The organism is Lactococcus hircilactis (genome assembly GCF_009601015.1).
Taxonomy (GTDB): domain Bacteria; phylum Bacillota; class Bacilli; order Lactobacillales; family Streptococcaceae; genus Lactococcus; species Lactococcus hircilactis.
Window position 1 is genome coordinate 55860 of the sequence record NZ_WITJ01000005.1, and the last position, 24426, is coordinate 80285.

Consider the following 24426-nt stretch of genomic DNA (forward strand, 5'->3'; position numbering starts at 1 on the left):
ACTCCTTTTTTTAAATGATGCCTTTTGACGATGGAATTGCATCACTTTTATTTTTGTCAGTACTGACAGCGTGTTTTAACGCTCTTGCAGTAGATTTAAAACACGCTTCAATAATGTGATGGGTGTTTTTTCCGTATTTTTCATTCAAATGAAGTGTGACACCTGCATTAAATGCGAGCGCTCTAAAAAATTCTTCTGTCATTTCTGTATCATAGTTGCCCAATTTTTGATTGCCAGACAAATCCACATTAAAGACCAAATAAGGACGTCCACTAATGTCAAGATCACACGTCACCAAAGCCTCGTCCATTGGAATAGTAAAACTTCCATAACGCTTAATCCCACGACGTTCACCAAGCGCCTGATCAAAACATTTTCCTAAAGCAATCGCAATATCTTCTGTGGAATGATGACAATCCACCTCAAGATCTCCCTGACACTTCACCGTCAAATCAAAATCTCCGTGAAAGGCCAAAAGTGTCAACATGTGATCTAAAAATCCAATGCCTGTGTCAATCGTTGCTTTTCCTGATCCATCCAAATTCAACTCCAGACTGATTTGTGTTTCTTTTGTGTCACGTGTTAATGTCGCTTTTCTCATGATTCCTCCTCCAATTTTTCATCATCTTTTTCATCAAATCGCACTGCAATAGAATTTGCATGTCCACTTAACCCTTCAGAATTAGCAAATGTAATCACATCATCTTTAAATGTTTCCAAAACATCACGTGGATAATAACTATAAGCGGAGTGTTTTACAAAGTCATAAACACCTAAGGCAGAGTAAAATTTTGCAGTTCCACCTGTTGGAAGCACATGATTTGTCCCACTCATATAATCACCTAGCGGCTCTGGCGTGTATTCACCAAGGAAAATACTGCCCGCATTTTTGATTAAAGGTAGTTTTTCTAAAGGATTTTCTGTCAGAACTTCCAAATGTTCTGGTGCAATTTGATTGGACAGTTCAAAAGCATCCTTTAGATTTGAAACAACCAGCGCTCCCCCATAATTTTCAATGGCACTTTCAATAATTGATTTCCGTGCTAACGTTTGAACTTGTCGTGCCAACTCGACATTGACTTCATCAACCAATTGGTTTGATGTTGTAATCAAGATCGCACTGGCAAGAAGATCGTGTTCTGCTTGCGCCATCAAATCTGCAGCAATATATTTTGGATTTGCATTTTCATCAGCAATGACAAGTACCTCAGAAGGTCCTGCAATCATGTCAATATCGACTTGTCCATAGACACATTTTTTTGCAGTCGCTACATAAATGTTTCCTGGTCCCACAATTTTATCCACTTTTGGTAGTGTTTGGGTGCCATACGCCAGTGCAGCAATTCCTTGAGCACCACCGATTTTATAAATGGTTTCGATACCACACACTTTTGCGGCAGCTAAAATAATCGGATTTACTTTTCCGTCAGCTCTGACAGGTGTTAAAATGACCACATTTTTCACCCCAGCAAGGAGTGCCGGCACTGCATTCATCAAAACCGTAGAGGGATAAGCAGCCGTCCCACCTGGAACATAGAGCGCCACATTTTCAAGCGGGCGCACCAGCTGTCCCATAATTACTCCATCTTCTTTATAAATTCCCCACGATGGACTTAATTGATGCGTGTGAAATGCTTCAATCTGAGCTTTAGCACGATGCAAAATCCGCAAATAATTCGCATCAACGTTTTTTAATCCTTCTTCAAATTCTTCAGGACTTACTTTCAAATTATCCTTTGAAATCTCAAAACCATCGAATGTTTTAACGTAATCAAATAAAGCACCATCCCCATTTTCTCTAATATTTTCAATGATTTTTTCAACAGCATCTGTCACTTCCTTTGAAACACTAGCTTTACGATTTTGAAATTTTTTTGCCACCTCGGCAAAATCTTGATGAACATCTAATTTATTTAACATCATTTAATCTCCTTACCATTTCTAAAATTTCTTTTTCTTTAAATTTAAAACTACTTTTATTCACAATCAGTCGTGTGGACACCTCACTAATCCGCGCGATAATCTCAAGTCCATTTGCAGCCAAGGTATTTCCAGTCTCAACCAAATCCACAATTGCATCAGATAATCCAACGACAGGTCCTAATTCTACGGACCCTTCTAATTTAATAATTTCAACATCTTCTTTTTGAGTTTCAAAATATTTTTTCGTCACTTTCGGATATTTAGACGCAATTCGCTTTCTTGCTTGAAATTCTTTTTTTCGATATGCAGGTGGTGCAGCAAGCGCAAAACAACAGTTTCCAATTTTTAAATCCGCCAACTCATAATAATCTTTAAAATCATTATCTTCAAGTGTATCTTTTCCAACAAACCCAACATCCACAATGCCATGTTCCAAAAAAGTAACCACATCATTTGCTTTTCCAAAAATAAATTCAAAATCATCTGCTGTTTTCACTTGTAAGGCACGCCCCATTGATAAAATTGGCAAAATATCATATCCTGCCTTTTTAAGCAGTGTCATACTTTGATTTTGAATGCGCCCTTTTGTCATCGCTATTTTAATCATGATCTCCTCCTGTCACTCTGATGGCTTTTAAAATTGAATCCATCTGACAACAAAATCCAATTGCTTTGCTGTGACTATCGAAATGATCCAATAATTCATCATATCGCCCTCCAGAAATAATCGGTTGTGCGACTTTTTCACTATACACCTGAAACATCAAACCGTTGTAATAAGCCATTTGAGGAATCATCCCCAAATCAATGATGATGCCTTCATTTTTCTGTTGTTTTTCCATCGCTATTTCAAGTTCAGATAGAGAAGACAATAGTTCTTTATCCTGCGTTTTTTGAATCAAAGCAGACAACACATCGAACTCTCTTTCTATCGGAAGCGCTAAGATCAACTCTGCTAATGCTTTTGGAAAATTTTGTTGCGCAACAAAACTTGAAAGTTGATCCAAATCTTTACGCTTCAACAAGTCAACCAACTTTTGTGCTTCACTTCCCACAAGTTCAAGAAGTCGTCTATAAAACCGTGCATTCCCTAGCTCAATGACGACCGCATCAAGAGGTAAAAGTGCTAGAACTTGAAACACCATCTCTAAACAACTTTGATCTGCTTGATTGCCCTGAAGGCCAAAAAGTTCTGCTCCAATCTGATAGGATTCCATTCGACGTCCTTTGAGTTGTTTTTCCTTGCGATAAACTTTCCCGAAATAAGTGAAACCGGAGGTCGTTTTTTCTTGTTTTTGATTCAATGCAAAATAGCGCGCGATAGGAACCGTAAAATCATATCTCAGACTCACATTTTTTCCCTCAGCATCAATAAATTGAAACATTTTTTGAGGATCAAAACCAACATCTAATCCTGTATAAAAATCAACAAATTCAAAACTTGGAGGCATAATCTCTTGATATGTGTGTGCTTTAAATAACTCACGCAGTTGCGTTTCAATGTCGCGCAAAAGTTTCGTATCATAAAGACTGGTTTGACAAGCTTCATCGGGCATTAAAATATTACTTTTTTTCATTTTCTTGCTCCAAAATTTCCTTTAACGATAGGATGACTTCTTCCATTTCTTTTTCTGTGCCAATCGTGATGCGCAACCAATCTTTAATTAAATGATCCTCAAACCTTCGAACGATGATTTTTCTGTCGCGCAATTGTTGGGCTAATGTTTCTCCCGAAAGGTTCGGGTAACGGACAAAAACAAAATTTGCTTGGGAGGGTGTTGTCTCAAATTTAAGGGATTGAAGTGCGGATTGAAAATTTTCTCTGGTTTTAATAATTTTTTCGACTTGTTTTTTAAAATAATTCTCATCATTGAGCGATGCAAGTCCAATTTCTTGTGTCAATCGGTCAATTGGATAAGAATTAAATGAATTTTTCACATCATAAAGTCGTGCAATTGCTTCAGGATGTCCAAGCGCATAGCCCAATCTAATTCCTGCTAGCGCTCGAGATTTAGAAAACGTCCGAACAATCACGAGATTATCATATTTTTCTAATAATGGACATACAGATGTTCCACCAAAATCAATATAAGCTTCATCAATAATGACAATGCCTTCTTGATTTTCTTTGAGTAATTGCTCGATTTTTTCAGGACTTAAAGCAATCGCTGTCGGCGCATTAGGATTAGGAAGTACAATGCCCCCATTTTTTTCAAAATAGTCTGTCACGTCGAGTTCAAAATTCATTTTGAGTGGGATTTTTTTGAATGGAATTCCAAAGAGTTGACAATAAACAGGATAAAATGAATAAGTGATTTCAGGCATTAAAATGGGAGATTTCGAGTTAAAAAAACTAAGAAAACTCAATGCAAGAACTTCATCAGAACCATTTCCCAAAAAAACTTGTTCTCTTTTGACCTCATGATAACGTGCGAGAGCGCTTCTAAGATCATCTGCATCAGCATTGGGATAGCGCTTTAGAAGCTCCAGATCAAAAGAGTTCAGAAGTGTTTTGATTTTTTCAGATGGGGCATAAGGATTTTCGTTCGTGTTGAGTTTGATCATTTCAGAAAAACGAGGTTGTTCTCCTGAAACATAAGGGGTGACGTGTCGTAGATTATTTCTCCAATTCATGGAAGCTCCTTTTTTGCAATTTTCAGACATGATCATGCTTTTTAAACCCTTATCTCCATTTCTTTTTGAAGTAAGATAAGGGGAGTACATCAAAGTATAAAAAAGACCCATTGTCTTCACAACCGGTCTTTTGGAAAATCACCGGCATAGATACTGAGTGTACTCAAAAGTCGTATCTATACCGCTTGGAATGATACAACTTTTATCTATGCAGATGGTGATGATGGGATAGCGTTGATAATAGAATCATGTGATTTTCCTTTCATTATTGATGTGTTAAACGTATTATAACGCTAGATTTAAAAAAATGCAAGTTAAAACATACGATTTTTCAGAATTTTTTTAAGAATCAATCAAAAAGAGCACAAAAAAATGCTGTCAGTACTGACAACATTTGAAATTTCAATTATTTTGCAACTGCTGGATAAACAGAAACTTGTTTTTTACCACGTTTCATTTCGAATTTAACAGTGCCTTCGATTTTTGCGAAAAGTGTATCATCGCCACCACGGCCAACGTTGTTTCCTGCATGGATATGAGTTCCACGTTGACGGAAAAGGATTGATCCACCACTTACAAGTTCGCCATCAGATGCTTTCGCACCCAAACGTTTTGCTTGTGAGTCACGACCATTGGAAGTTGAACCTCCACCTTTTTTGTGGGCGAAGAGTTGTGAATTAAGTTTTAACATAATATTTGCCCTCTAATCTTCAATAGTTAAATGAACATACTGTGGGAACTCTTCAACAACGTCTTTCATCGCATTCGTAAATGCTTGAAAAAGAATTTGAACAAGTTCTTCTTGTTTGTTCGGAATACTGATTGGAACTTCGACATAGAGATAACCGTCCTCCATTTTGGTGATCGGCTTAATCTTTGCCATCGAATGAATATTGTTTGCTGTCGTGATGGACAAAACACTTACATCTGCACAAACGACATCATATTCAAACTCGCCAGTCCCTGATGATGCGTGACCAGAAATTTCATACGAAACAAATCTGTCACGTTTTTTTCTAATCACTGCTTCAATCATAATTAAGCGTTAACTGTTTTGATAACAACTTTTGTATATGGTTGACGGTGACCTTGTTTACGGTGAGAGTGTTTCTTAGGTTTGTATTGATAAGTAACAACTTTCTTTTCTTTACCGTGTTTTTCAACTTCTCCGACAACTGTTGCGCCAGCTACAAGTGGTGCACCAACTTTTGTTGCGTCTCCTCCAACGAAGATAACTTCGTCGAAAGTTACAGTAGCTCCAGCTTCCACATCCAATTTTTCGATGTAAATGACAGAACCTTCTTCAACTTTGAGTTGTTTGCCACCAGTTTTGATGATTGCATAGTTTGACATTGTGATTCCTCCTTATTAGATTTTGCTCTTGATTTTAGTCATGAGCTGTCAGACTCGCCTTAGTTCGTGGACTTGCGTCACTTACTTCTTGTTGAACGAAACTTCGAGCGGTTGCACTTTATGGAAACCACAAAGACAACTACACTATTATACTAGAAAATAACTAATAATGCAACCATTATTTCCTTTTTTATTTGTATTTTTTAAAAAGAGAGGAATTAGTTTTTATTGAGTGGGACTTTTGGATCAATTTGCTCAACGTGATAGACTTTTCTTTGATCCCAGATGAGCTTAAGGAGATGATTAATCAAAAGCATGACCCAAGCAAAACTTAGACTGAACGATAAAATCTCAAACGCAGTTAATGTAAAATAATGCACATAATGCCACATCACATATGAAAACGCCAGTAATGCAACGATAGCATAAGAAATGATGTACATGTTCCGATTTAGAGTAGGTAAAAACCAGCGAATCCCAAGAATCGCAAGTCCCATAAACAAGACAATCAATTGTGCAAACACGTCATGTGCCACATGCGCAATTCCTAACCCATTATTTGGAATCAAGCCCACTAAAGCAATGCAAACCGCACAAAGTGTCAAAAGAATTTGTAAAATAAAATGACGCGTTTGTTTGCCAATTTTTGTCCGAAGAGATACAAAAATATAATCAAATAATCCAATCATGAGCGCAGCAGAAAGGATTAACGTTGCATTAAATTGAACACTCGCATTAGAGTTTGATGTCCCTAATTCACTGAAATTTCTCTGCCACCAGTATTGATTTCCATTTGTGACCATGCTTGAGACTAATCCACCAATCGCCACCATAATCAACAAATTGAGTAACATTGAAATTTCAAAAACATCAACCACAAATAAAAGAACAAAACTTAAAATACCTGTAAAAATAGCAAAAATAATCACTGCCGTGACCAAGTCAAATGCAACGCCATAAAAGATTTGATTAATAAACCAAAAAAAAGCAGACAAGGTCAACGTGACGAGAACAAAAACAGATAGCACGACTGTTCCAAACGTTCGAAAATAAACTTTTTGCGTCATCTGATGATACAATTCTTTTCGCTTCAGGAGATAAGATAGGATGAATGAGCAAATCCCAACCCCATTTGAAATCACAATCACTCCTGTCGCAATGGATTCGTTGCCAGAAAGTGCGATAACATGATTTATTTTTAGTAAAAAAATGGCTAAAATAAATAATAAAGTCGAAATGACTGTGGGTAACATGAACCAAACTGCAGCGTGTTCTGTTTTATTTCGTTCAAGTGATCTAATTTTGATGGTATCATTTGAAATATCTACCACCTCAACTTGAGCATTTTCACCTAACTCTAGTTTCTCATATAAGTCTTTTGGTAATTTAATTTTTTCCATGATTGCTCCTTACATTAAACTTCTTGCCAGAAAACGTGCATGCGGTAATCTCCAATTTTCAGTGTATTTTGGATGAGCTGATAGGTCAAAAAGACTTCATTATTTTTGTCATTAATGACAAGTTTTTTTGTCAGTACTGACAGCGCTCCTAATCCTTCATAGTGGAAAGAAGTTTTCTTATCCGTACAAAAACGCATGGTTGTCGGTGGTTTTGTGTATCTTGTCATTGATACTTCTTTGTTATCACACTTTAAAAGTACTTTTTCATCCGCGGCATTGTGATAAAGGAGAATGATTTTTCCAGAGTTTTCTTTTTTTTCACCAAAAAAAACATCATGAATGCTATCTTTATCAGTACCAATCCTAATGTCGTTGTGAATTGTTATTTTTATCATGCTTTCTATTTTACACTATTTTAAAGATGAAATAAACCGTTTTTTATCATACAAAATGGAAATTTATCCCTATTTTTAGTATAATAAGAAAAAGAAAGAGCTTTAATTTTCAAAATGAAGGGGTAAAAAATGGAAAAAGTGTTTCGAGAACCTGTCCATGATTTTATTCATGTGAATCATCAGATCATTTACGACTTGATTAATACAGCCGAATTTCAACGCTTACGCCGCATCAAGCAACTAGGAACCGCGAGTTGCGTGTTTCATGGCGCTGAACACAGTCGATTTTCGCATTGTATGGGCGTTTATCATATTGCAAAAACCATTACAGATCATTTTTCGATGCAATATCCTCTGGAATGGGATCCAGATGAAAACTTGGTGACGCAGTGTGCTGCTTTATTACATGATGTGGGACATGGTGCTTATTCTCATACCTTTGAAGGACTTTTTGGGACGGATCATGAGGCTGTGACGCGCGAAATCATCACCTCAGATCAAACAGAGGTGAACGCCGTTTTAAGACGTGTTTCTCCTGATTTCCCTGAACAAGTGGCCGCTGTCATCGCACACGAATATCCAAATCCACAAGTGGTGCAACTCATTTCAAGTCAAATTGATGCTGATCGGATGGATTATTTGTTGCGAGATTCTTATTATACAGGAGCGGTGTATGGTCAATATGATCTGACGCGCATCTTGCATGTCATTCGTCCAGTCACTAACGGGATTGCATTTGCGATTAATGGGGTACATGCTGTTGAGGATTATATTGTCAGTCGCTATCAAATGTATCAACAAGTTTACTTTCACCCCGCATCACGCGCGATGGAAATTTTATTGCGTAATTTACTCGCACGCGCAAAAGATTTATATCCTGAAAATGAAGCTTATTTCAATCAGACCAGTCCTTGCTTAATTCCTTTTTTTGAGCACCATCATCAACTTAAGGATTATCTAGCACTTGATGATGGTGTCATGAACACTTATTTTCAGAGTTGGATGAATGCAACCGATCCTATTTTAGCGGATTTGGCACACGCCTATATCACGCGTCATCTCTTTAAATCCATTAAATTTGAAAAAGCTGATGAAGAAAAATTAGTTCAACTAAAAAAATTAGTGGATGATGCAGGATTTGACTCGACGTATTATACTGGCATCCACAGTAGTTTTGATTTGCCTTATGATTTTTATCGCCCCAATGCAAAAAATCCCCGCACCCAAATCGAAATTATCCAAAAAGACGGCAGTTCCTATGAACTCTCAGAACTCTCAGCACTTGTGTCATCACTGACAGGAACCATTCATGGCAATCGCAGGTTTTATTTTCCAAAAATAATGTTAGAAAATGAAGCTTTCAGTGCTTTTGTCATTAATGACAGCTTTTATTCTGACACACCAAAAATAGAAAGTGAAAAACGATGATTAAATTAGTAGCCATTGACCTTGACGGAACACTTCTTGATCCGGAGCGAAAAATTACCCCCGCCGTAAAAGAAGCGGTAAAAGCAGCCAAAAAACTTGGTGTGAAAATCGTCATTTGTACCGGACGTCCTTTGATGGGGGTCACTGACATTCTTGAGCAATTGGATTTGACCGAGCACGGTGATTATGTCATTACTTACAACGGCGCACTCGTTTTGCGCGCAGACACTGGTGAAGAATTCATCAAAGAAAGTATTTCACGCGATGATTTTCTGGATCTGGATGCAATGGCAAGAAAGATTGGTCTGCCTTTGATGGCCATCACTCGAAAAGGCATTTATACTCCACAACGTGACATTGGAAAATATGTCGTTCATGAAGCTGCAATGGTCAACATGCCACTTTATTATCGCTTGCCTGAAGAAATTGCTGATCTTGAAATTGCAAAAGTCATGACCGTTGATGAGCCAGAAAAACTGGACAATGGCATTGCTTACATGCCATTTGAGTTCTTTGAACGTTTCAATATGGTGAAATCAACCCCTTATTATCTTGAATTCATGAATAAAAAAGCCAGTAAGGGCTCTGCTGTAAAACATTTAGCAAAAAAATTATTTCTTGATATGGAGGAGGTCATGGCGATTGGAGACGAAGAAAATGATCGCGCCATGCTCGAAGTTGCAGGCACTCCTGTCGTCATGGCTAATGGAAAACCAGAACTGAAAAAAATAGCAAAATACGTTACAAAATCAAATGCAGAATCTGGCGTGGCTTATGCTATCAACGAATGGGTCATTAACCCTTATCTCACAGATTAAACAATAAAAAAAAGGACTCGTGTGAGTTCTTTTTATATATCATAAAACGGATTTGTAGAAACCTGACTTTCAAATACCTCTAGTTTGTCATTGTATGTGCGCAGCAATTTAGCAATTTTAGGGATAAATAAATGTTCAATATAATGTCCTGGATCAATTGCGACAAGTCCTTGAGATAAAAAATCATGTGCGGTGTGATAATAAATATCTCCAGTAATCAAAAGATCGGCCTTTTTTTCAACAGCTAAAGGCCAAAGTTTGCCACCAGTCCCGCCACAAATCGCGATGCGACGAATGACTTGATTCATCGTGTGATCATAAGTGACGACGCGAAGCCGATCGCGTCCAAAAACCGCTTTTACTTTTTCTGTCAGTACTGACAGACGGATTGGTTCAACCTCACCAATGCGTCCCATTTGATTTTCATCATCAAGCGCTCTAACCTCAGTGAGATCAAGTAACGACGCAAAGTCATCATTTAATCCACCAGCGACGACATCAATATTCGTGTGACTGGTATAAACCGCAATATTAGCTCTTGCCAAACGCCACACAAGATGTTCTTGAGGATTTGTGGTTGTCAGCGCTGACAGCGGGCTAAAAATCACAGGATGCTTAGCAAAAATCAAATCCACACCCAATTTTATGGCTTCATCTACAACTTGCTCACGAATGTCTAACGTCACAAGTACTTTTTTAACTTCCTGATTCAAGTCTCCAATCTGTAAGCCCACAGGATCATCAAAAAGTGCGAGTGATTGCGGACAAAACATTTCATAATCCTGTGTCAACTCAGCAATTTTCATTTCAAAATCTCCTTGATTTGTTGGACTTCTTCTTTTACAGCTTGATATTTGGGCATTGTCGGATTTGGCAATTGAGAGAGGATGTATTGTCGTGTTTGATATTCTTTTTGCCATTTTTTTATAAAAATAGCGGATTTTTCTTTTTTTAAGCGTGGACCAAATTTAATCTCATCAACAGAAAGTTCCTGTTTTTGATCTGTTTTTTTAGCCACCATCATTTCATAAATTTTGTCAGCATCTTCAACAATCTTTTCTGAAATAATTTCAAATCCATGACGCGAAAGCCACTCACGAAGAGTATCTTCATGATTATTTGCCTGTAAAATCACGCGCATTTGAGCATTGATTTTCTCAAGTCCAGCTTCTAAAATCTGCGTGATCAAAACTCCTCCCATCCCCGCAATCACAATCGTATCGATCTCATCTTTTTTTGAAAATGCTGCTAAACCGTTTGCCAAACGCACCTGAATCTGATTTTGCAATGCTTGAGCGGCCACGTGCGCTTTTGCGATTTCATACGGTCCTTTGACGACCTCACCTGCAACAGCAAAATCAATCCGTTTGTCGGTGACTAAAAAGACAGGCAAAAAAGCATGATCTGAGCCAATATCTGCTAACCTTGCGCCTTGTGGAACAAAAGAAGCGACTTCTTTTAATCTCAAAGATAAATGTGTGCTCATGCGTCAAATCCTCCTAATCGCTCTTGACCAAACTTACAATATGAAAGGACGGGACAGTTTTCACAGTTCGGATTTTTGGCGGTACAATGATAGCGTCCAAAAAAAATCAAGTGATGATGTGCTGTAACCCATTTTTCCTCTGGTATATAGCGCATCAAAGTCTTTTCAACATCCAAAACAGAGGCTTTTTGAGGGACAATATTCAAACGCTTTGCAATCCGATCCAAATGTGTATCTACAGCAATACCTGGTATTCCATACGCATCTCCGAGTACGACATTTGCAGTTTTGCGTCCCACACCTGGTAATTTTTGTAATAAAACTTTGTCTTTTGGTAATTCTCCATCAAAATCTTCCATCAGCATTTTTGCTGCCGCTTTGATATTTTTAGCTTTGGTATGGAAAAGACCAATCGACTTGATTTTACTTTCAATTGATGAAATATCCGCAACCGCAAGACTTTTTGCATCTGGATAAGCTGAAAATAAAGCTGGTGTTGCTTTATTGACTCCTTTATCTGTCGCCTGAGCAGACAAGATCGTCGCAATCAAAAGCTGAAAAGGGGTTTTTGAATGTAACTCTCCTTTGGCTTCTGGAAACATCTCAAAAATAATGGCGAGTGCCTCTAAAAATCTTTTTTTACTTAACATTATTTTCCTTAACTTTTATTTCAAGTACTCCACTTAAAGTGTAAGTCCTAACTCCACGGTCCATCCATTGGGATATAGAAATCCTGCTGTGGTGTGTGCGCTTTACTCGATTGAAAGTCACTTTGCTTGTTTTCAACCGCTTGAACATTGGTCAGTCCTTCATTTTTCCAATTTCTCAAAATCGCTTTGATGTACTTTAATGACAACTTTCGATTCAACACTGCTTCTCGTAAAGCAAGTTTTACGAGTGCTAATTCATAATGATCCTCAAATAAAAGTGCACGCAATTCATCCAGCTGCATCGGTGAAATCACACCCATTTCGGCCTCAAAAGTCGATACCAAATCGTCTAATTGCCCTTTGTTTTCACTCTGATTTTCCACTGCTAAATCAGAAGTCGTCCCAAGAAGTTCGTCTAAATGTTGAAATACTGGACTCACATCAAAAATCGTCTCAACCTCCCCTGATAAATCCAGTAATGTTACTTTTAATGAGCCAAAATTTTGGAGCGCTGTGATGGCTTGATTGACTTCCTTTAAGGTTTTTCCCGTTTTTTTGGCAATTTCGCTAGGTGCAATATCTCGGTTATCATAAAAATATAGCCAGACCAAAAAATCATCACTGCTAGGAAAAAGCACAGAAAAATGGGCCATTAACGCTTTAGGCAAAATCAAATGTCCATTTCTATATTCTTCGTAATAGTTCATAAATTTATTATAACATAAACCTCACTATTGCACTTTGATCGGTTACAAAAAAACCTGCAAAGCGCAAGTTTCATCTTATTTTTTTTCGTAGATAATGGCTCCAGAGCTGATGGTCATTAAGATTTCACCTTTGACTTTTTGATGAACGAAAGGCGAGTTTTCTCCTTTTGAAGCAAAACGATCAGGAATTTCTGAACTTTTTTCACTGTCGAAAATCACAAGGTCAGCTGGGCCATTCTCACAAAGATACCCCGCATCAAAATCGTACAATTGGGCAGGATTCCACGTCATTTTTTCTAATAATTCCATCAACGTGAGATGTTTTTTGTCCACCAAATGCGTCAGTCCAAGTTGTAATGAAGTTTCAAGCCCGACCATTCCAGAAGGCGATTTCAAAAGCGCTTGCGCTTTTTCTGCTGTGGTGTGTGGGGCGTGATCCGTTGCGATAACATCGATGGTGCCATCTTTTAATCCCTCAATCAAATGTGAAAGATCTTCTGATTTTCGCAGTGGCGGATTGACCTTCGCATAACTTCCCGCTTCAAGCACAGCAGCTTCGGTGAGTGAAAAGTGTTGCGGTGTGACTTCTGCAGTGACTTTTGCGCCCATTTTTTTGATAAATCGAACCAAATCTACTGATTCTTTGGCTGACAAATGTTGAATGTGAAGTTTTGCCTTTGTTTCGTAAGCAAGCATCATATCTCTCGCAATCATACTGTACTCTGACACGTTTGGTGCCCCGTCAATTTTGCAATGTGACGCAATAAACTGACTCCCGTTAAATCCTAAAGTCCCGACCAATTCTGGATCTTCTTCATGGATAGAAAGCATTTTTCCAAAGCGTTGTGCTTTTTTTAAGGCATTTCTCAGTGTTTTTGAACTTTTGAGCGGTACACCATCATCTGAAAATCCAACTGCACCAGCTTGAATCAATTCCTCAAAATCCGTGAGTGTCTCCCCATCAAAATTTTCAGTGATTGAGGCAACGGTGTAAATATGAAGCGGTTCTTTTTTAGCCCACTGAACGGTTTGACGCACGAGTGCCGCAGACGATAAGACTGGACGGGTATTTGCCATCATGACTACTGTCGTAAATCCTCCAGCTGCCGCAGATAAAGCACCTGTATGAATCGTTTCTTTTTGCGTTTGACCAGGTTCTCTAAAATGAACATGTATATCTACTAAACCAGGTGCAACGATTTTTCCAGTAGCATCAATGATTTTAGCATCTTTTGGAGCCGCCACATTCTGCCCCATCATCTGGATTTTTTCTCCGTCAATCAAGAGATCCATCACCTGATCCAGTTGTGTTTTAGGATCCATTACTCGTCCATTTTTAATCCATAACATGGCACATTCTCCTTATTTTTTTGTCAGTACTGACAGTTTTTTTTCACGCTCCATTTGACTTAAAATGGCTCAATCTTGCCAGTTTTCTTGATTTTCCTTAAATTTTTTCAAAAGTGCAAGTTCTTTTTCATTAATTTCATTTGACGCGTGAGCCACGTGAATCAGTGCTGTATAGGTCGTCAGCGTCTCCAACGCAACATTTGCAGCAGTAAAATTAGCACTTGCTTTTTCAAGTTCATACGTAAAAATCGCTACAACCCCCAAAACGTCTGCACCTTCGCGTTTTGCGGCTTCAACAGCTGAAAGCACACTTCCTCCTGTCGAAATCAAATCCTCAACAACGACCATTTTTTGACCTTTTTGCACGCGGCCTTCGATTTGGCGCTTATTGCCGTGATCTTTTGGTTTACTGCGAATGTACGCAAACGGCAAATTCATTTTGTCAGCGATGATCGCTCCGTGCGGAATCCCAGCCGTCGCGGTCCCAGCAATCACTTGAACCTCTGGAAATTTGGTTTTGATCAGTTCAACAAATCCATCTTCAATGGTCGTTCGGATTTCAGGATAGGCAAGTGTGATTCGATTATCGGTATAAATCGGAGACTGAATCCCAGATGCCCACGTAAATGGCGCTTTTGGTGATAAACTGACCGCTTGAATTTCAAGTAACCCTGAAGCAATTTTTTCTGATAATGACATTTTTTCTCCTTTTTACTTTTGTAAGCACTGACAAAAAAAACACTTGCCGGCTTGCAAGTGTCAATCGTTTAAATCTACATTTTTGTCAGTACTGACAGCTTTCTTTGGTCAAAAAATAATCATTTAACCCCTCTAGCTGAGCCCTTTTTATGTACTTTTCCCGTCTTAACCTTGCAAGTCTCTCTGGACTTACTTAAAAGTTCGTTTGCCCTATTGTATCAAAGCCTTATTATTTTTGCAAGTCTCAACGCATTTTTCACAAATTACTGCCTAAAAAGTCTAAATGGATGCTTCTTCCAATGCTTCCATGACCTCAAGCAGCTCGATTTCACGATTTTCTTTTTGGGCATTGAGTTGATCAATTTGCACTTGTAATTCGCCCAATTTCACAAAGTCTTGTAAATCTTTGTGCATTTGTGCAGTAATTATTGTGATGTTTTGATCAATATCATCTAAATCTTTTTCTAAGCGCTCCACTTCACGTTCTAATTTCCGTCGATTTTTTTGACTCTCTTTTTGTGCTTGAAAATCAATTTGACTGCGAGATTCAGTATCCTCAGTGATTTCGTCAGCACTGACAGCAAGCTGTTGCGCCTTTTTTTCGAGATAATAATCATAATTTCCCAAAAAAACTTGACTCCCCTCACGTGACAACTCGATTACTTTTGTCGCGACACGATTGATAAAATATCGGTCATGACTGACAAAAAACAAAGTGCCGTCAAATTCAGTCAAACTCTTCTCAAGCGCTTCACGACTGTCAATGTCTAAGTGGTTTGTCGGCTCATCAAGCATCAAAAAATTATCGTGATCCATTGCTAATTTTGCAAGTAAAAGGCGCGCTTTTTCTCCACCAGAAAGCATTGCAACAGCTTTTTTTACATCTTCACCACTGAACAAAAATGCACCCAGCATCGTTCTAATCTCAACTTCTGGTAACAACGGATGATCATTCCACAGCTCTTCAAGCACCGTATTAGATGGTGTCAAACGTCCCTGTTCTTGATCGTAATATCCTACAGAGACATTCGCTCCAAGCTTTGCTTGCCCTTTAAGAAATGGGATTTGACCAATGATAGATTTGATTAATGTCGTTTTTCCAACACCATTTGGTCCAACAAGCGCAATCGCTTCTCCTTTTTTCTCATCAATCGAAATTGATTTTGACAAAATTACATCTGGTTCATTTTTGTCAGTACTGACAAAACCGATTTCGGCATCTCTAACTGTCAATACAATATTCCCAGACGTTTTTTGCGCAGAAAACATGATGTGAGCTGATTTTTCACCCGCTTTTGGTGCATCCAACCGCTCCATTTTTTCCAATTTTTTCCGTCTGGATTGTGCCATTTTTGTCGTTGAAGCACGCACCAAATTTTTTGCGACATAATCCTCTAACTTCGCAATTTCCTTTTGTTGCTTTTCAAATTCTTTTTCTTCTAATGCTTGTTTTTGCTCACGAAGCTCGATATAGCGAGAATAATTCCCCGTAAAACGTGACAGCGCCCCTCTTGAAAGCTCAAAAACTTCATTGACCACCTTATCTAAAAAATAACGATCATGACTCACAATCAATAAAGCCCCATCATAATTTTTTAAATAATTTTCTAACCACGCCAAAGTTTCAATATCCAAATGGTTCGTTGGTTCATCTAAAATCAAGAGTTGTGGTTTTTCAAGTAACATTTTTGCCAAAGCCAGTCGTGTCTTTTGACCACCAGAAAGCTCTGAAATCTGTTGTTTCCAGCTCTCCTCATGAAAATGAAATCCATTTAAAACCGCCTTCATTTCCGCCTCATAAGTAAATCCAGATTGATGACGAAACTGCTCTGATAAGTCGTCATAACGCGTCATTAACGTTTGCAAATCAGCACCTGAAAGTGTTGACATTTCTACTTCTATCTGACGCAATTCCTGCTCTAAAGCACGCAATTCCTCAAACACACTCAACATTTCTTCATAAATCGTGCGCTTAGAATTTAAACCTTGATCTTGCGCCAAATAATTCATTGACAGATCCTTTACCTTAGAAACCACTCCACGACTTGAATCTTCAACCCCTGCAATAATTTTTAAGAGCGTTGATTTTCCCGCTCCATTTCTTCCGACCAAAGCGACACGTGAGTGCTCCTGTAAACTAAAATTGATTCCTTCAAATAAGACATCCGCTCCAAATGTGCGCGCAATGTCACTGCCCTGCATTAATATCATGTTACACCTTTTCTTACGTTCCTATCCATTTTATCATATTTTTACTGATTTTTTACAGAATTTCTAATTTCCAGTTTGAGTGGGTTGCAACTTTCACAAGTATTTGATAAAATTATCACAAGGGAATAAACATCTTGACTACAAGAACAAGGAGTAAAAAGTGTCAGAAATAAAATTAAATAAAAAATTACCAAAAGCGACCGCGCGTCGCTTGCCCCAATATTATCGTCTTTTCAAAAGTTTAGTGGATGAAAAAATCACACGAACCAATTCAACCATCATCTCAGAAAAAATCGGCGTGGATGCTGCAACTATCCGTCGTGATTTTTCACTTTTTGGAGAATTAGGACGCAGAGGATATGGGTATGAAACCATCGTGTTACGCGACTTTTTCGCAGAATTGCTTGGACAAGACCAAGAAACGCACATCGCACTCATCGGAGTAGGAAATCTCGGCCGTGCCTTAATCCACTACAGCTTCCAAGACCGCAATAAAATGCGCATCACACAAGCTTATGACATCGCAGGAAATCCAATGGTCGGCACCAAAACTGATTCTGGAATTTATGTCTATAACATTTCAGATTTGGAAAAAAATATTGCAAATTCCGACATCAAAACAGCCATCGTCTCAGTCAAAAAAGAAGATGCTCAAGAAGTCGCGGACTTGCTGGTATCCTCAGGCATCAAAGGCATTCTAAACTTTGCACCTGTCCGCCTCCACGTCCCAGACGACGTCGTCGTTCAATCCATCGACCTTACAAAAGAACTTCAAACACTCCTTTTTTTCATGAATGGAAAAACAGAAGATTAATAAAATTAAAAATGGCTTAACAGAGCCGTTTTTTATATTTTAAAAACAACTAAAATACATAGAAATAAAAAACTCATACAACAAAGTTACAACATATTTATCATTTTCTGGTTGTGTTGTTGTAAATTTACAACACAAAAAGCACCCAACTTTGAGCGCTTCTTTTTTTATATTACAAAAGTATTTTAACATTTTTATAAACCGCTGTCAACAAAAATATCCAAGCCCAATGCTTGAATATAGAAATGTGTTACAACCTTATAATATTAGGAGATTATTTGGTATAACCTAAGGATACTCTTTTCTTTATTCCAACGCAATAACAAATCATAACAACAGATCAGTCTCTTCTCAAAAACATTATTTTGACAAATTTGGACCCAATCTCGTCGCTTTCATCTACCAAATTCCCGAATTAAAACACACCCCAGTTCTTTTTTTCATATAAAAAGCCATCCAAAAATGGACGGCCAAAAGGGAATTTGCTTTTAAAAAGCTAACTATATTATACCATGATTTGAATTTATTGCAAGCGTTATCAAGAATGGCTTTTTCATTTATCAAAAAAATGTCTCTCCATCCTTAATCTAATGCGAAATTCATTATTCCTTAAATTCATAAATGAAATATAAATAATTTTTAACAGCTTGATAATAATTTCAATTAGAATTTTGATGCACTCCTCCAAAGTTGGTATTTAATGCAGTGCTTCCCATAAATTTGACTAAATATCCAAAATATGGGAAATTTATTATGGTTTAATATTCATAAGAATTAAAATACCAATTGATTCAAGATGATAAAAATATAAATAATTAGCACAGAATTACGACTTAAAAACAAAATCAATTGTTCTTCAATCGGACTGATCTTCATTTTATGTTCTTTTCTGCATTATTATTTTAATTTTTTTCAAAATCTGGTGTGATATTTGATAAAAAGACTTGATAAATTCTTAAAATAGGTTTAAAATAGTAAATAACAGACGTAGTATATGTACTACCCGTAAAAATGATTAGAATTGAAGGATAACAATTTGAAGATTAAACAAAAAATATTCACGGTTTCTGGGCAAATTTTACTAAGTGGTGTCACATTGGGCACTTTATCTGTCGTCCCTCAACTCATTGCTCACGCAGATACTCCTGTTTCAACAGATCAAAAAGTTTCCGTCTATCGACTTTATCAGCCTCAATCTAAAGTTCATTTTTATACAACTGATGTCAACTATTACAATAATAAGGTCATTTCTGATCCATCCTGGGTTAAAGAAGGCGTAGCTTTTGAAGAGCCAGAAAAAAGCGACTTTCCTGTTTTTCGGTTGTATAATACAAAGACAGGCGAATATTATTTTACAGCAAACAATGATGAGGCCAATAAATTAATTACAGCATCTGCTAATTTAGGTTGGCAAAATGATACTAGCTTAGTACAATATCAGCACGATACAACTTCCAAAACCATCGCTTTTTATTCCGCAGCTCCAGATCAATCCAATATTCCAGTTTTCAGCCTTTATAATGCACAAGCAGGTCTAGGTGAACATTTCTATACTGCAAGCCAAGATGAAGCAACGACAGCTGAAAATGATTGGAATTGGACCAAATTTGATGATTTCAATAATCAACAAGGTGTAGCTTGGTATGCGTTAAGTCAAGAAAATAACACTCCTGAACAGTCCACTACAACAAATACAAATAGTACTCCCGCAAGCAATTATCCTATTCCTGGTATTCCAAGCGGGTGGCAAATTTCTAAACCCATTAACACTTCTCATTATTCTTCCGCAACTTACAATTTTCGTCAATGCACCTGGTTTGCGTGGAATCGTGCCAAAGAATTTGGAATTAATTTTAGTCCTTATATGGGAAATGGTCAGGATTGGCAAAGTGATGCTGGCTACCGTGTTACTTCAACTCCCGTACTGCACAGTGTTGTAAGCTTTAAAGGCGGGCAATTTAGCTTCAATAGACAATACGGTCACGTCGCTTTTGTTGAAGCGATACATCCTGATGGCTCAATTCTTGTCTCCGAATCTGGTCTTGGCTATTCTAGTTTATATGTCTATCAAATCTTTACCGCCCAAGAAGCTAGTCAGTTACACTTTGTGATTGGTCAATAAAAAATTTCTACAGTGGAGCTTGAAAAAACAACACTGCCCTACAGAAGTGAGAAAGGTAATCCTTCAGCAATGCTTTAGGAATGAATTGGGAAAAAATAACCACACTTGCATTGAATTCTAGCTTTTCCATCGTGTAAAATATAACCGAAAATAATTGTAATGGCTTTGTTTCTTGCCTTATTTATATCCAGCCAGTAGGAAAACATTTCGGATTTTATAGTGGGATGAAAGCTTTCAAGCAGGAACTATCCTGTATTTCTATAATATTAACTAATTGTTTCCTCATTATATGAGTCTGAATACTGAGTCCATCAACTCTTCGACACTATTCCCACAAAAGTATGTTAAACGAAATACAAAAAAGTGAACTTTGGTTCACTTTTTTTGCCTTAGAAAGAATCAGTTGAAGCACAATTCTCATCCTAAGATGGTAAAAACGTGTAATACGAGTAAATGAAAAATCGCACAATAAGGAAATTTTAAGACTGGAAATACTATGTTTCTTTAGTGTTTGAAACCGAAGAGTAAATTTTCATTCATAAAAAATGATGTGACTTCATTTTAACAGAAAACAGGAAATTTTTATGATATAAAAAAGTGGTAGAGATCCCTCTACCACCATAGATTATATAAAAACAAACTTTATAACTTGATTTTATAAAACTAAAAATTTTATTTCATTATAAAATGAAAATTAAAAAGGAATAAACAAACAGACACACGCTCTTGATTTTACTTTGACACATTCTTTCAGCGTTTCTTACGATCTTTACGTTTAAATCCAGAATAGAGAAAAGTAAATGTTGTCAAACCAACTAGTGCTATTCCAATTTCTGAAACCTGCACTTGATCCTGACTTCCCATTTTTGGAAGTGAAGAATTAGATAAAATATTAATCTCTCTCGTCGACGTTAAGGTCTGAGGGCTTCCTGCCGTTACCGTTGGGGATTTCGCTGTCCAAACCGCATAAAGCGTCGTGTTCGAACTCAAGCCGGTCACACTTGCTCCGTCAGCGTAAACGATGCTACCAGTTGTACTGGTTGCCCATCCTGAAAAGCTATAACCACTCCGGGTAAAGCTGTTCTTGGGCAAGCTAACCGCACCTGTCGTGTCTGTCGTAACGCTCGACATTGTGCCTGTGCCACCGTTATTGTTAAACGTCACGCTGTATGTTGATTGTGTTGCATTTGCTGTATAAAGAAATTGCAAACTTGGTGTTGGGGTTGATTGTGGGAGACTTCCTAGTACAAAATAAAATCCATTATTTCCATCGCTATTTATTGCTGAAACTGTCCCATTATAGTTGACATTTCCAGTAAAGGTATAACCTGCGATTGTTGGGGCATCGCTGGTATGAACTAGTATGCCTGGAAGGCTACCTGTATTTCCTCCGTAAACGGGTAAACCTGTGGCTTTACTTGTAATATCTACATTATTTGTGGTATCATAGGCTCCAACCTTAAACGGAACCCACTGGGCATAAAGTTTTAAATCTGTTGTGATGCCAGAAATGACGACACCTGTATTACTTGATCCAACTTGCGGAAGATAAGATGTTCCACTCCCATCAGCAGCTGTATTCCAGCCTGTAAAGACATAACCTGTTTTCGTATAGGTATTGTCATTTGTTGTAACAATCCAAGTAGGTCCAGTCCCCACGGTGATCTGTGAAGTCATCGTTCCAGTTCCACCATTAGAATCATAGCTGATAACAGGGTTATTTGCCCACTGAGCATAAAGTGTCACGGTAGAGCCAGCAGCTAAGTTTTGTAATGTCGCTTGATCTAAAGTCCCAGTACCGCTCCCATCGGCAGCTGTATTCCATCCTACAAAATGTTCATTAGCTGGTGCTGTGAAGCCAAGTCCATTTGTTCCAGTCCCATAAGAAGGAAGTGTCAAATCTCCATTCGCATCCGTCGAAAGTGAGCTTGCTGTCCCACCTCCACCATTGGGATTAAAATTCACAGTAGCTGAGGTTGTCGGTGCAACAATATTGACATAAACCGTTCCCAAATCCGCCGCTGAGGAGCCATTGCCATCTTTTCCTTTTACTTTAATCGCATGCATCCCTGCTGCCGAGGGACTCGAAGTGGCAGTAAAAGGAGTAACAGGACTAGAAACAACTTTATTTGTTGCAAAAAGACTGTTAATATAGGTATCACCCTCCAGGTAAATACCATAAGACGCATTACCCACATTCCCTATACCACTCATTGCATATTGAAATAGATAAAATCCCTTTGCAGCATTAGCAGCTGTGACAGGATAAGAAGCATTAGCACCGCGAGACACTCCAGCAACAGTTCCCACTTGCTGACCTGCTGGATAGGTTCCGGTGAGATCTGTAATAGTTTGAATGAAAGTAGCAATATCAAAAGAATCGCCAACGTTAATCGTCAGTGCTGTTGATGGAGTTGAGTAGTTGAGGACAGTGGTTATTGGCGTTGTAGCATCAGTAGCTACAGGAGTAACAGCCGCGGCCAAGGGTTTTACAGATGTCGATGCAGAGGATACAGGAGTAGCGCGAGTTGTTGCGTCTGGTGTAGTGGATGATGTTACTTCTGAAGAAGATGATGAACTCGGTAGTATTTCTGTGTTTGATGCTTTGTCTGATGAAGTGGTGGAAGCAGGTATTGTTGTAGCAGGTGCAGAGGATTGATTAGAAGGTGCTTCTTGAGTGGTTTGAGCATCTGTTGCTCCATCTGCAAAAACGGCCTGAGTGCTTGTCACCCCGCTAAACAGAAGCGTCGTCAATAGAGAAGCACCATAAAACCAACTCTTCCCTGATTTCCATGTTCTAAAATGTGTAGGGGTTTTATCACTAAAATCCCCCCATTTTTTTATGCTTTTTTTTACTCGCTTTTTTTCATTATCCATAATTTTTCCTTTTTTAAAATCTGACATTGATTATTTTAATTTCTTAAATGTTAAACAACAAAAACTTTATCATGATAGTACTATTCTTTTAACACGAAATGGTCGTCAGTATGATTCCGTAAATAAGTATTCTGTACTTGAATATGATTTAACTGCCATCTCAATGTAACTTCAGAAAGGGAAGAAATACCGTTTAATTCTTTTAAAAATGAAGCTACATTTTTCATTAACGCTTGCTTATTCGTAATCGACAGAGTAGTAGTCAATGGGAATGTCACTTCTAAGCTTTCTGCATCAGAGAGAAAAAATGACTGTGGAAACGCGCTCCCAAAATAGTGTTTCAGTTTAAAATTCAAAAGAGAAGTTAATTTTTTTTCTGTCTTGGGTTGACTATCGACTGCTTCATTCCAAGGAAGTGAATCCATTTCTAATCCTTTTTCAGGATAGTGTGGAAGGGGTTGTTCTTTTTTTAATTGATTCAACTGTTGTGACAATCTATTGTTATTAGAATCAATTTTATTCATCCTTTCATTGATAAGCTGAGTGTTTTGCCAAAAAATTACCCAGCCAAATGCAAACGCAAAAAACAATATAAGAAAAAAAATTTGTTGGTAATCCCGATCTTTTTGTCTTACATTTATTTGATAAAGGGCCAATTTCTTTTGAAAAACATGATCTTCCTTAAACTTTTTCTTCAACCAAAAAAGTTGGAATTGTTTGAAAAGTCTAAGAATCATCCAAAAAAGGACAATGATAAAAAGTAAAATCTCAATACTGAATAGAATAATCATTCAACTTCTCCTTTCTTTTTATAGTCAACTTTTCCAAATGATTTTCCCTTCAATTTGAGTTTTCTCAATCAGCCCAAAGTCACGACTGTCTTTTGAAATATCACTTGCATCACCAATCATTAAATAATAACCATTTGGGATTTGAGTTTTTCCCTTAAGTTCTGAGGAAAGTTGAGGCTGAATCTCAAAAGTGACAACTGATCTAAATCGATTAGATCCTAGGCTTATCGTCAACTGATTTCCTTGCAAAATAAATGAATCTTTTGGCAAACCAATGACTCTCTTTATATAGCTTTTATGCTTCTCTTTGAATGCCACAACATCATATCGATGTACGATCTGTTGCTTTTTTAATAATACGATATCCCCATTTTTAAAAGTTGGAGTCATTGATAATCCTTGCATTCGATGAAAAGAGAACTGGGTTCCCAGAGTAAAAATGATAACTATAATCACTATCATGCAAAAAATGAGCTTACTTTTTTGATACTTTATTTTAATACCTACTACTTTCATCAGTAACTCCTCTTTTGACTTATCCAGTTTAATTGAAAAAAGAGAAGTCAATCACACCTTCTCTTTAAATCGTTCTTCTTTTAATTTAGTCTTAAGAAATATGCACTTCATATTGATTAAATTCACTTGAAGAAAAATGTTTCTCAAAAGTGATGGAGAGCGAAAATACCAAAGAAAAATATGTAATTATTTTTTTCAATTCCAAACTTTCTACTTACTTTTTAAAAACAATGAGTCATTTGATATTGAATA

24 protein-coding genes and 1 other annotated feature are annotated in these 24426 nt (G+C 37.5%); of the genes, 4 read left to right on the top strand and 20 right to left on the bottom strand.

Annotation, left to right across the window (positions count from 1 at the left end):
- Nucleotides 1–10 precede the first annotated feature (10 nt).
- From hisB to GHI93_RS04435, 10 genes are all read right to left on the bottom strand, one after another.
- Nucleotides 11–601 (bottom strand): imidazoleglycerol-phosphate dehydratase HisB, encoded by a 591-nt coding sequence (gene hisB, locus GHI93_RS04390; RefSeq protein WP_153495860.1) that lies wholly within the window; start codon nt 599–601, stop codon nt 11–13.
- Entirely contained in the window at nt 598–1920 is a 1323-nt protein-coding gene (gene hisD / locus GHI93_RS04395) for a histidinol dehydrogenase (RefSeq protein WP_153495957.1), read from the bottom strand. The genes hisB and hisD overlap by 4 nt, the downstream gene beginning before the upstream one ends.
- Complete coding sequence (gene hisG / locus GHI93_RS04400) at nt 1910–2530, bottom strand: ATP phosphoribosyltransferase (protein WP_153495861.1); 621 nt, start codon at nt 2528–2530, stop codon at nt 1910–1912. Before hisG ends, hisD begins: the two co-directional genes overlap by 11 nt.
- On the bottom strand, nt 2523–3500 hold the full coding sequence (locus GHI93_RS04405; protein ID WP_153495862.1) for an ATP phosphoribosyltransferase regulatory subunit: 978 nt from the start codon (nt 3498–3500) through the stop codon (nt 2523–2525). Before GHI93_RS04405 ends, hisG begins: the two co-directional genes overlap by 8 nt.
- Nucleotides 3487–4557 (bottom strand): histidinol-phosphate transaminase, encoded by a 1071-nt coding sequence (gene hisC / locus GHI93_RS04410; protein WP_153495863.1) that lies wholly within the window; start codon nt 4555–4557, stop codon nt 3487–3489. The genes GHI93_RS04405 and hisC overlap by 14 nt, the downstream gene beginning before the upstream one ends.
- A 406-nt stretch (nt 4558–4963) precedes the next feature.
- On the bottom strand, nt 4964–5248 hold the full coding sequence (gene rpmA / locus GHI93_RS04415; RefSeq protein ID WP_153495864.1) for a 50S ribosomal protein L27: 285 nt from the start codon (nt 5246–5248) through the stop codon (nt 4964–4966).
- A 12-nt stretch (nt 5249–5260) separates the two neighbouring features.
- Nucleotides 5261–5593 (bottom strand): ribosomal-processing cysteine protease Prp, encoded by a 333-nt coding sequence (locus GHI93_RS04420; protein WP_153495865.1) that lies wholly within the window; start codon nt 5591–5593, stop codon nt 5261–5263.
- 2 nt (nt 5594–5595) lie between these two features.
- Nucleotides 5596–5910: a 50S ribosomal protein L21 gene (gene rplU / locus GHI93_RS04425; protein WP_153495866.1), complete on the bottom strand. Its 315-nt coding sequence runs from the start codon at nt 5908–5910 to the stop codon at nt 5596–5598.
- 40 nt (nt 5911–5950) lie between these two features.
- Nucleotides 5951–6033, bottom strand: a sequence feature (ribosomal protein L21 leader region).
- Nucleotides 6034–6128: 95 nt separating this feature from the next.
- Nucleotides 6129–7310 carry a DUF998 domain-containing protein gene (locus GHI93_RS04430; protein ID WP_153495867.1) on the bottom strand — a complete coding sequence of 394 codons (1182 nt, stop codon included), beginning with the start codon at nt 7308–7310 and terminating at the stop codon, nt 6129–6131.
- A gap of 14 nt (nt 7311–7324) precedes the next feature.
- Complete coding sequence (locus GHI93_RS04435; protein WP_153495868.1) at nt 7325–7705, bottom strand: YwiB family protein; 381 nt, start codon at nt 7703–7705, stop codon at nt 7325–7327.
- A 129-nt stretch (nt 7706–7834) separates the two neighbouring features.
- Between GHI93_RS04435 and GHI93_RS04440 the strand changes: the two genes are divergently transcribed.
- Both GHI93_RS04440 and yidA read left to right on the top strand, forming a co-directional pair.
- On the top strand, nt 7835–9133 hold the full coding sequence (locus GHI93_RS04440; protein ID WP_153495869.1) for an HD domain-containing protein: 1299 nt from the start codon (nt 7835–7837) through the stop codon (nt 9131–9133).
- The gene (yidA, locus tag GHI93_RS04445; protein ID WP_153495870.1) at nt 9130–9951 is read left to right on the top strand and encodes a sugar-phosphatase; all 822 of its coding nucleotides are present in this window, start codon (nt 9130–9132) and stop codon (nt 9949–9951) included. The genes GHI93_RS04440 and yidA overlap by 4 nt, the downstream gene beginning before the upstream one ends.
- Nucleotides 9952–9983: 32 nt before the next feature.
- On the opposite strand, the gene GHI93_RS04450 is transcribed toward yidA, so the two are convergent.
- The 7 genes from GHI93_RS04450 to abc-f form a co-directional block, all read right to left on the bottom strand.
- Complete coding sequence (locus tag GHI93_RS04450; RefSeq protein ID WP_153495871.1) at nt 9984–10757, bottom strand: Nif3-like dinuclear metal center hexameric protein; 774 nt, start codon at nt 10755–10757, stop codon at nt 9984–9986.
- Nucleotides 10754–11437: a tRNA (adenine(22)-N(1))-methyltransferase gene (locus GHI93_RS04455; protein WP_153495872.1), complete on the bottom strand. Its 684-nt coding sequence runs from the start codon at nt 11435–11437 to the stop codon at nt 10754–10756. The genes GHI93_RS04450 and GHI93_RS04455 overlap by 4 nt, the downstream gene beginning before the upstream one ends.
- Complete coding sequence (gene nth, locus GHI93_RS04460; protein WP_153495873.1) at nt 11434–12087, bottom strand: endonuclease III; 654 nt, start codon at nt 12085–12087, stop codon at nt 11434–11436. The genes GHI93_RS04455 and nth overlap by 4 nt, the downstream gene beginning before the upstream one ends.
- Nucleotides 12088–12134: 47 nt before the next feature.
- Nucleotides 12135–12794, bottom strand: coding sequence for a DnaD domain-containing protein (locus GHI93_RS04465; RefSeq protein WP_153495874.1), 660 nt, complete (start codon nt 12792–12794; stop codon nt 12135–12137).
- Nucleotides 12795–12869: 75 nt separating this feature from the next.
- Nucleotides 12870–14144, bottom strand: coding sequence for a dihydroorotase (locus tag GHI93_RS04470; protein WP_153495875.1), 1275 nt, complete (start codon nt 14142–14144; stop codon nt 12870–12872).
- Between the two features lie 69 nt (nt 14145–14213).
- Nucleotides 14214–14843: an orotate phosphoribosyltransferase gene (gene pyrE, locus GHI93_RS04475; protein WP_153495876.1), complete on the bottom strand. Its 630-nt coding sequence runs from the start codon at nt 14841–14843 to the stop codon at nt 14214–14216.
- 279 nt (nt 14844–15122) lie between these two features.
- Nucleotides 15123–17054: a ribosomal protection-like ABC-F family protein gene (abc-f, locus tag GHI93_RS04480; protein ID WP_153495877.1), complete on the bottom strand. Its 1932-nt coding sequence runs from the start codon at nt 17052–17054 to the stop codon at nt 15123–15125.
- A 160-nt stretch (nt 17055–17214) separates the two neighbouring features.
- On the opposite strand from abc-f, the gene GHI93_RS04485 reads away from it, so the two are divergent.
- Entirely contained in the window at nt 17215–17868 is a 654-nt protein-coding gene (locus GHI93_RS04485; protein WP_343030309.1) for a redox-sensing transcriptional repressor Rex, read from the top strand.
- Nucleotides 17869–18904: 1036 nt separating this feature from the next.
- Nucleotides 18905–19990: a CHAP domain-containing protein gene (locus GHI93_RS04490; protein WP_246177021.1), complete on the top strand. Its 1086-nt coding sequence runs from the start codon at nt 18905–18907 to the stop codon at nt 19988–19990.
- 750 nt (nt 19991–20740) lie between these two features.
- Here GHI93_RS04490 and GHI93_RS04495 read toward each other — a convergent pair.
- The 3 genes from GHI93_RS04495 to lepB form a co-directional block, all read right to left on the bottom strand.
- The gene (locus GHI93_RS04495) at nt 20741–22867 is read right to left on the bottom strand and encodes an InlB B-repeat-containing protein (RefSeq protein WP_170272388.1); all 2127 of its coding nucleotides are present in this window, start codon (nt 22865–22867) and stop codon (nt 20741–20743) included.
- Between the two features lie 80 nt (nt 22868–22947).
- On the bottom strand, nt 22948–23658 hold the full coding sequence (locus tag GHI93_RS04500; protein WP_170272389.1) for a hypothetical protein: 711 nt from the start codon (nt 23656–23658) through the stop codon (nt 22948–22950).
- 24 nt (nt 23659–23682) lie between these two features.
- Nucleotides 23683–24174, bottom strand: coding sequence for a signal peptidase I (lepB, locus tag GHI93_RS04505; protein ID WP_153495880.1), 492 nt, complete (start codon nt 24172–24174; stop codon nt 23683–23685).
- Between the last annotated feature and the right edge of the window lie 252 nt (nt 24175–24426).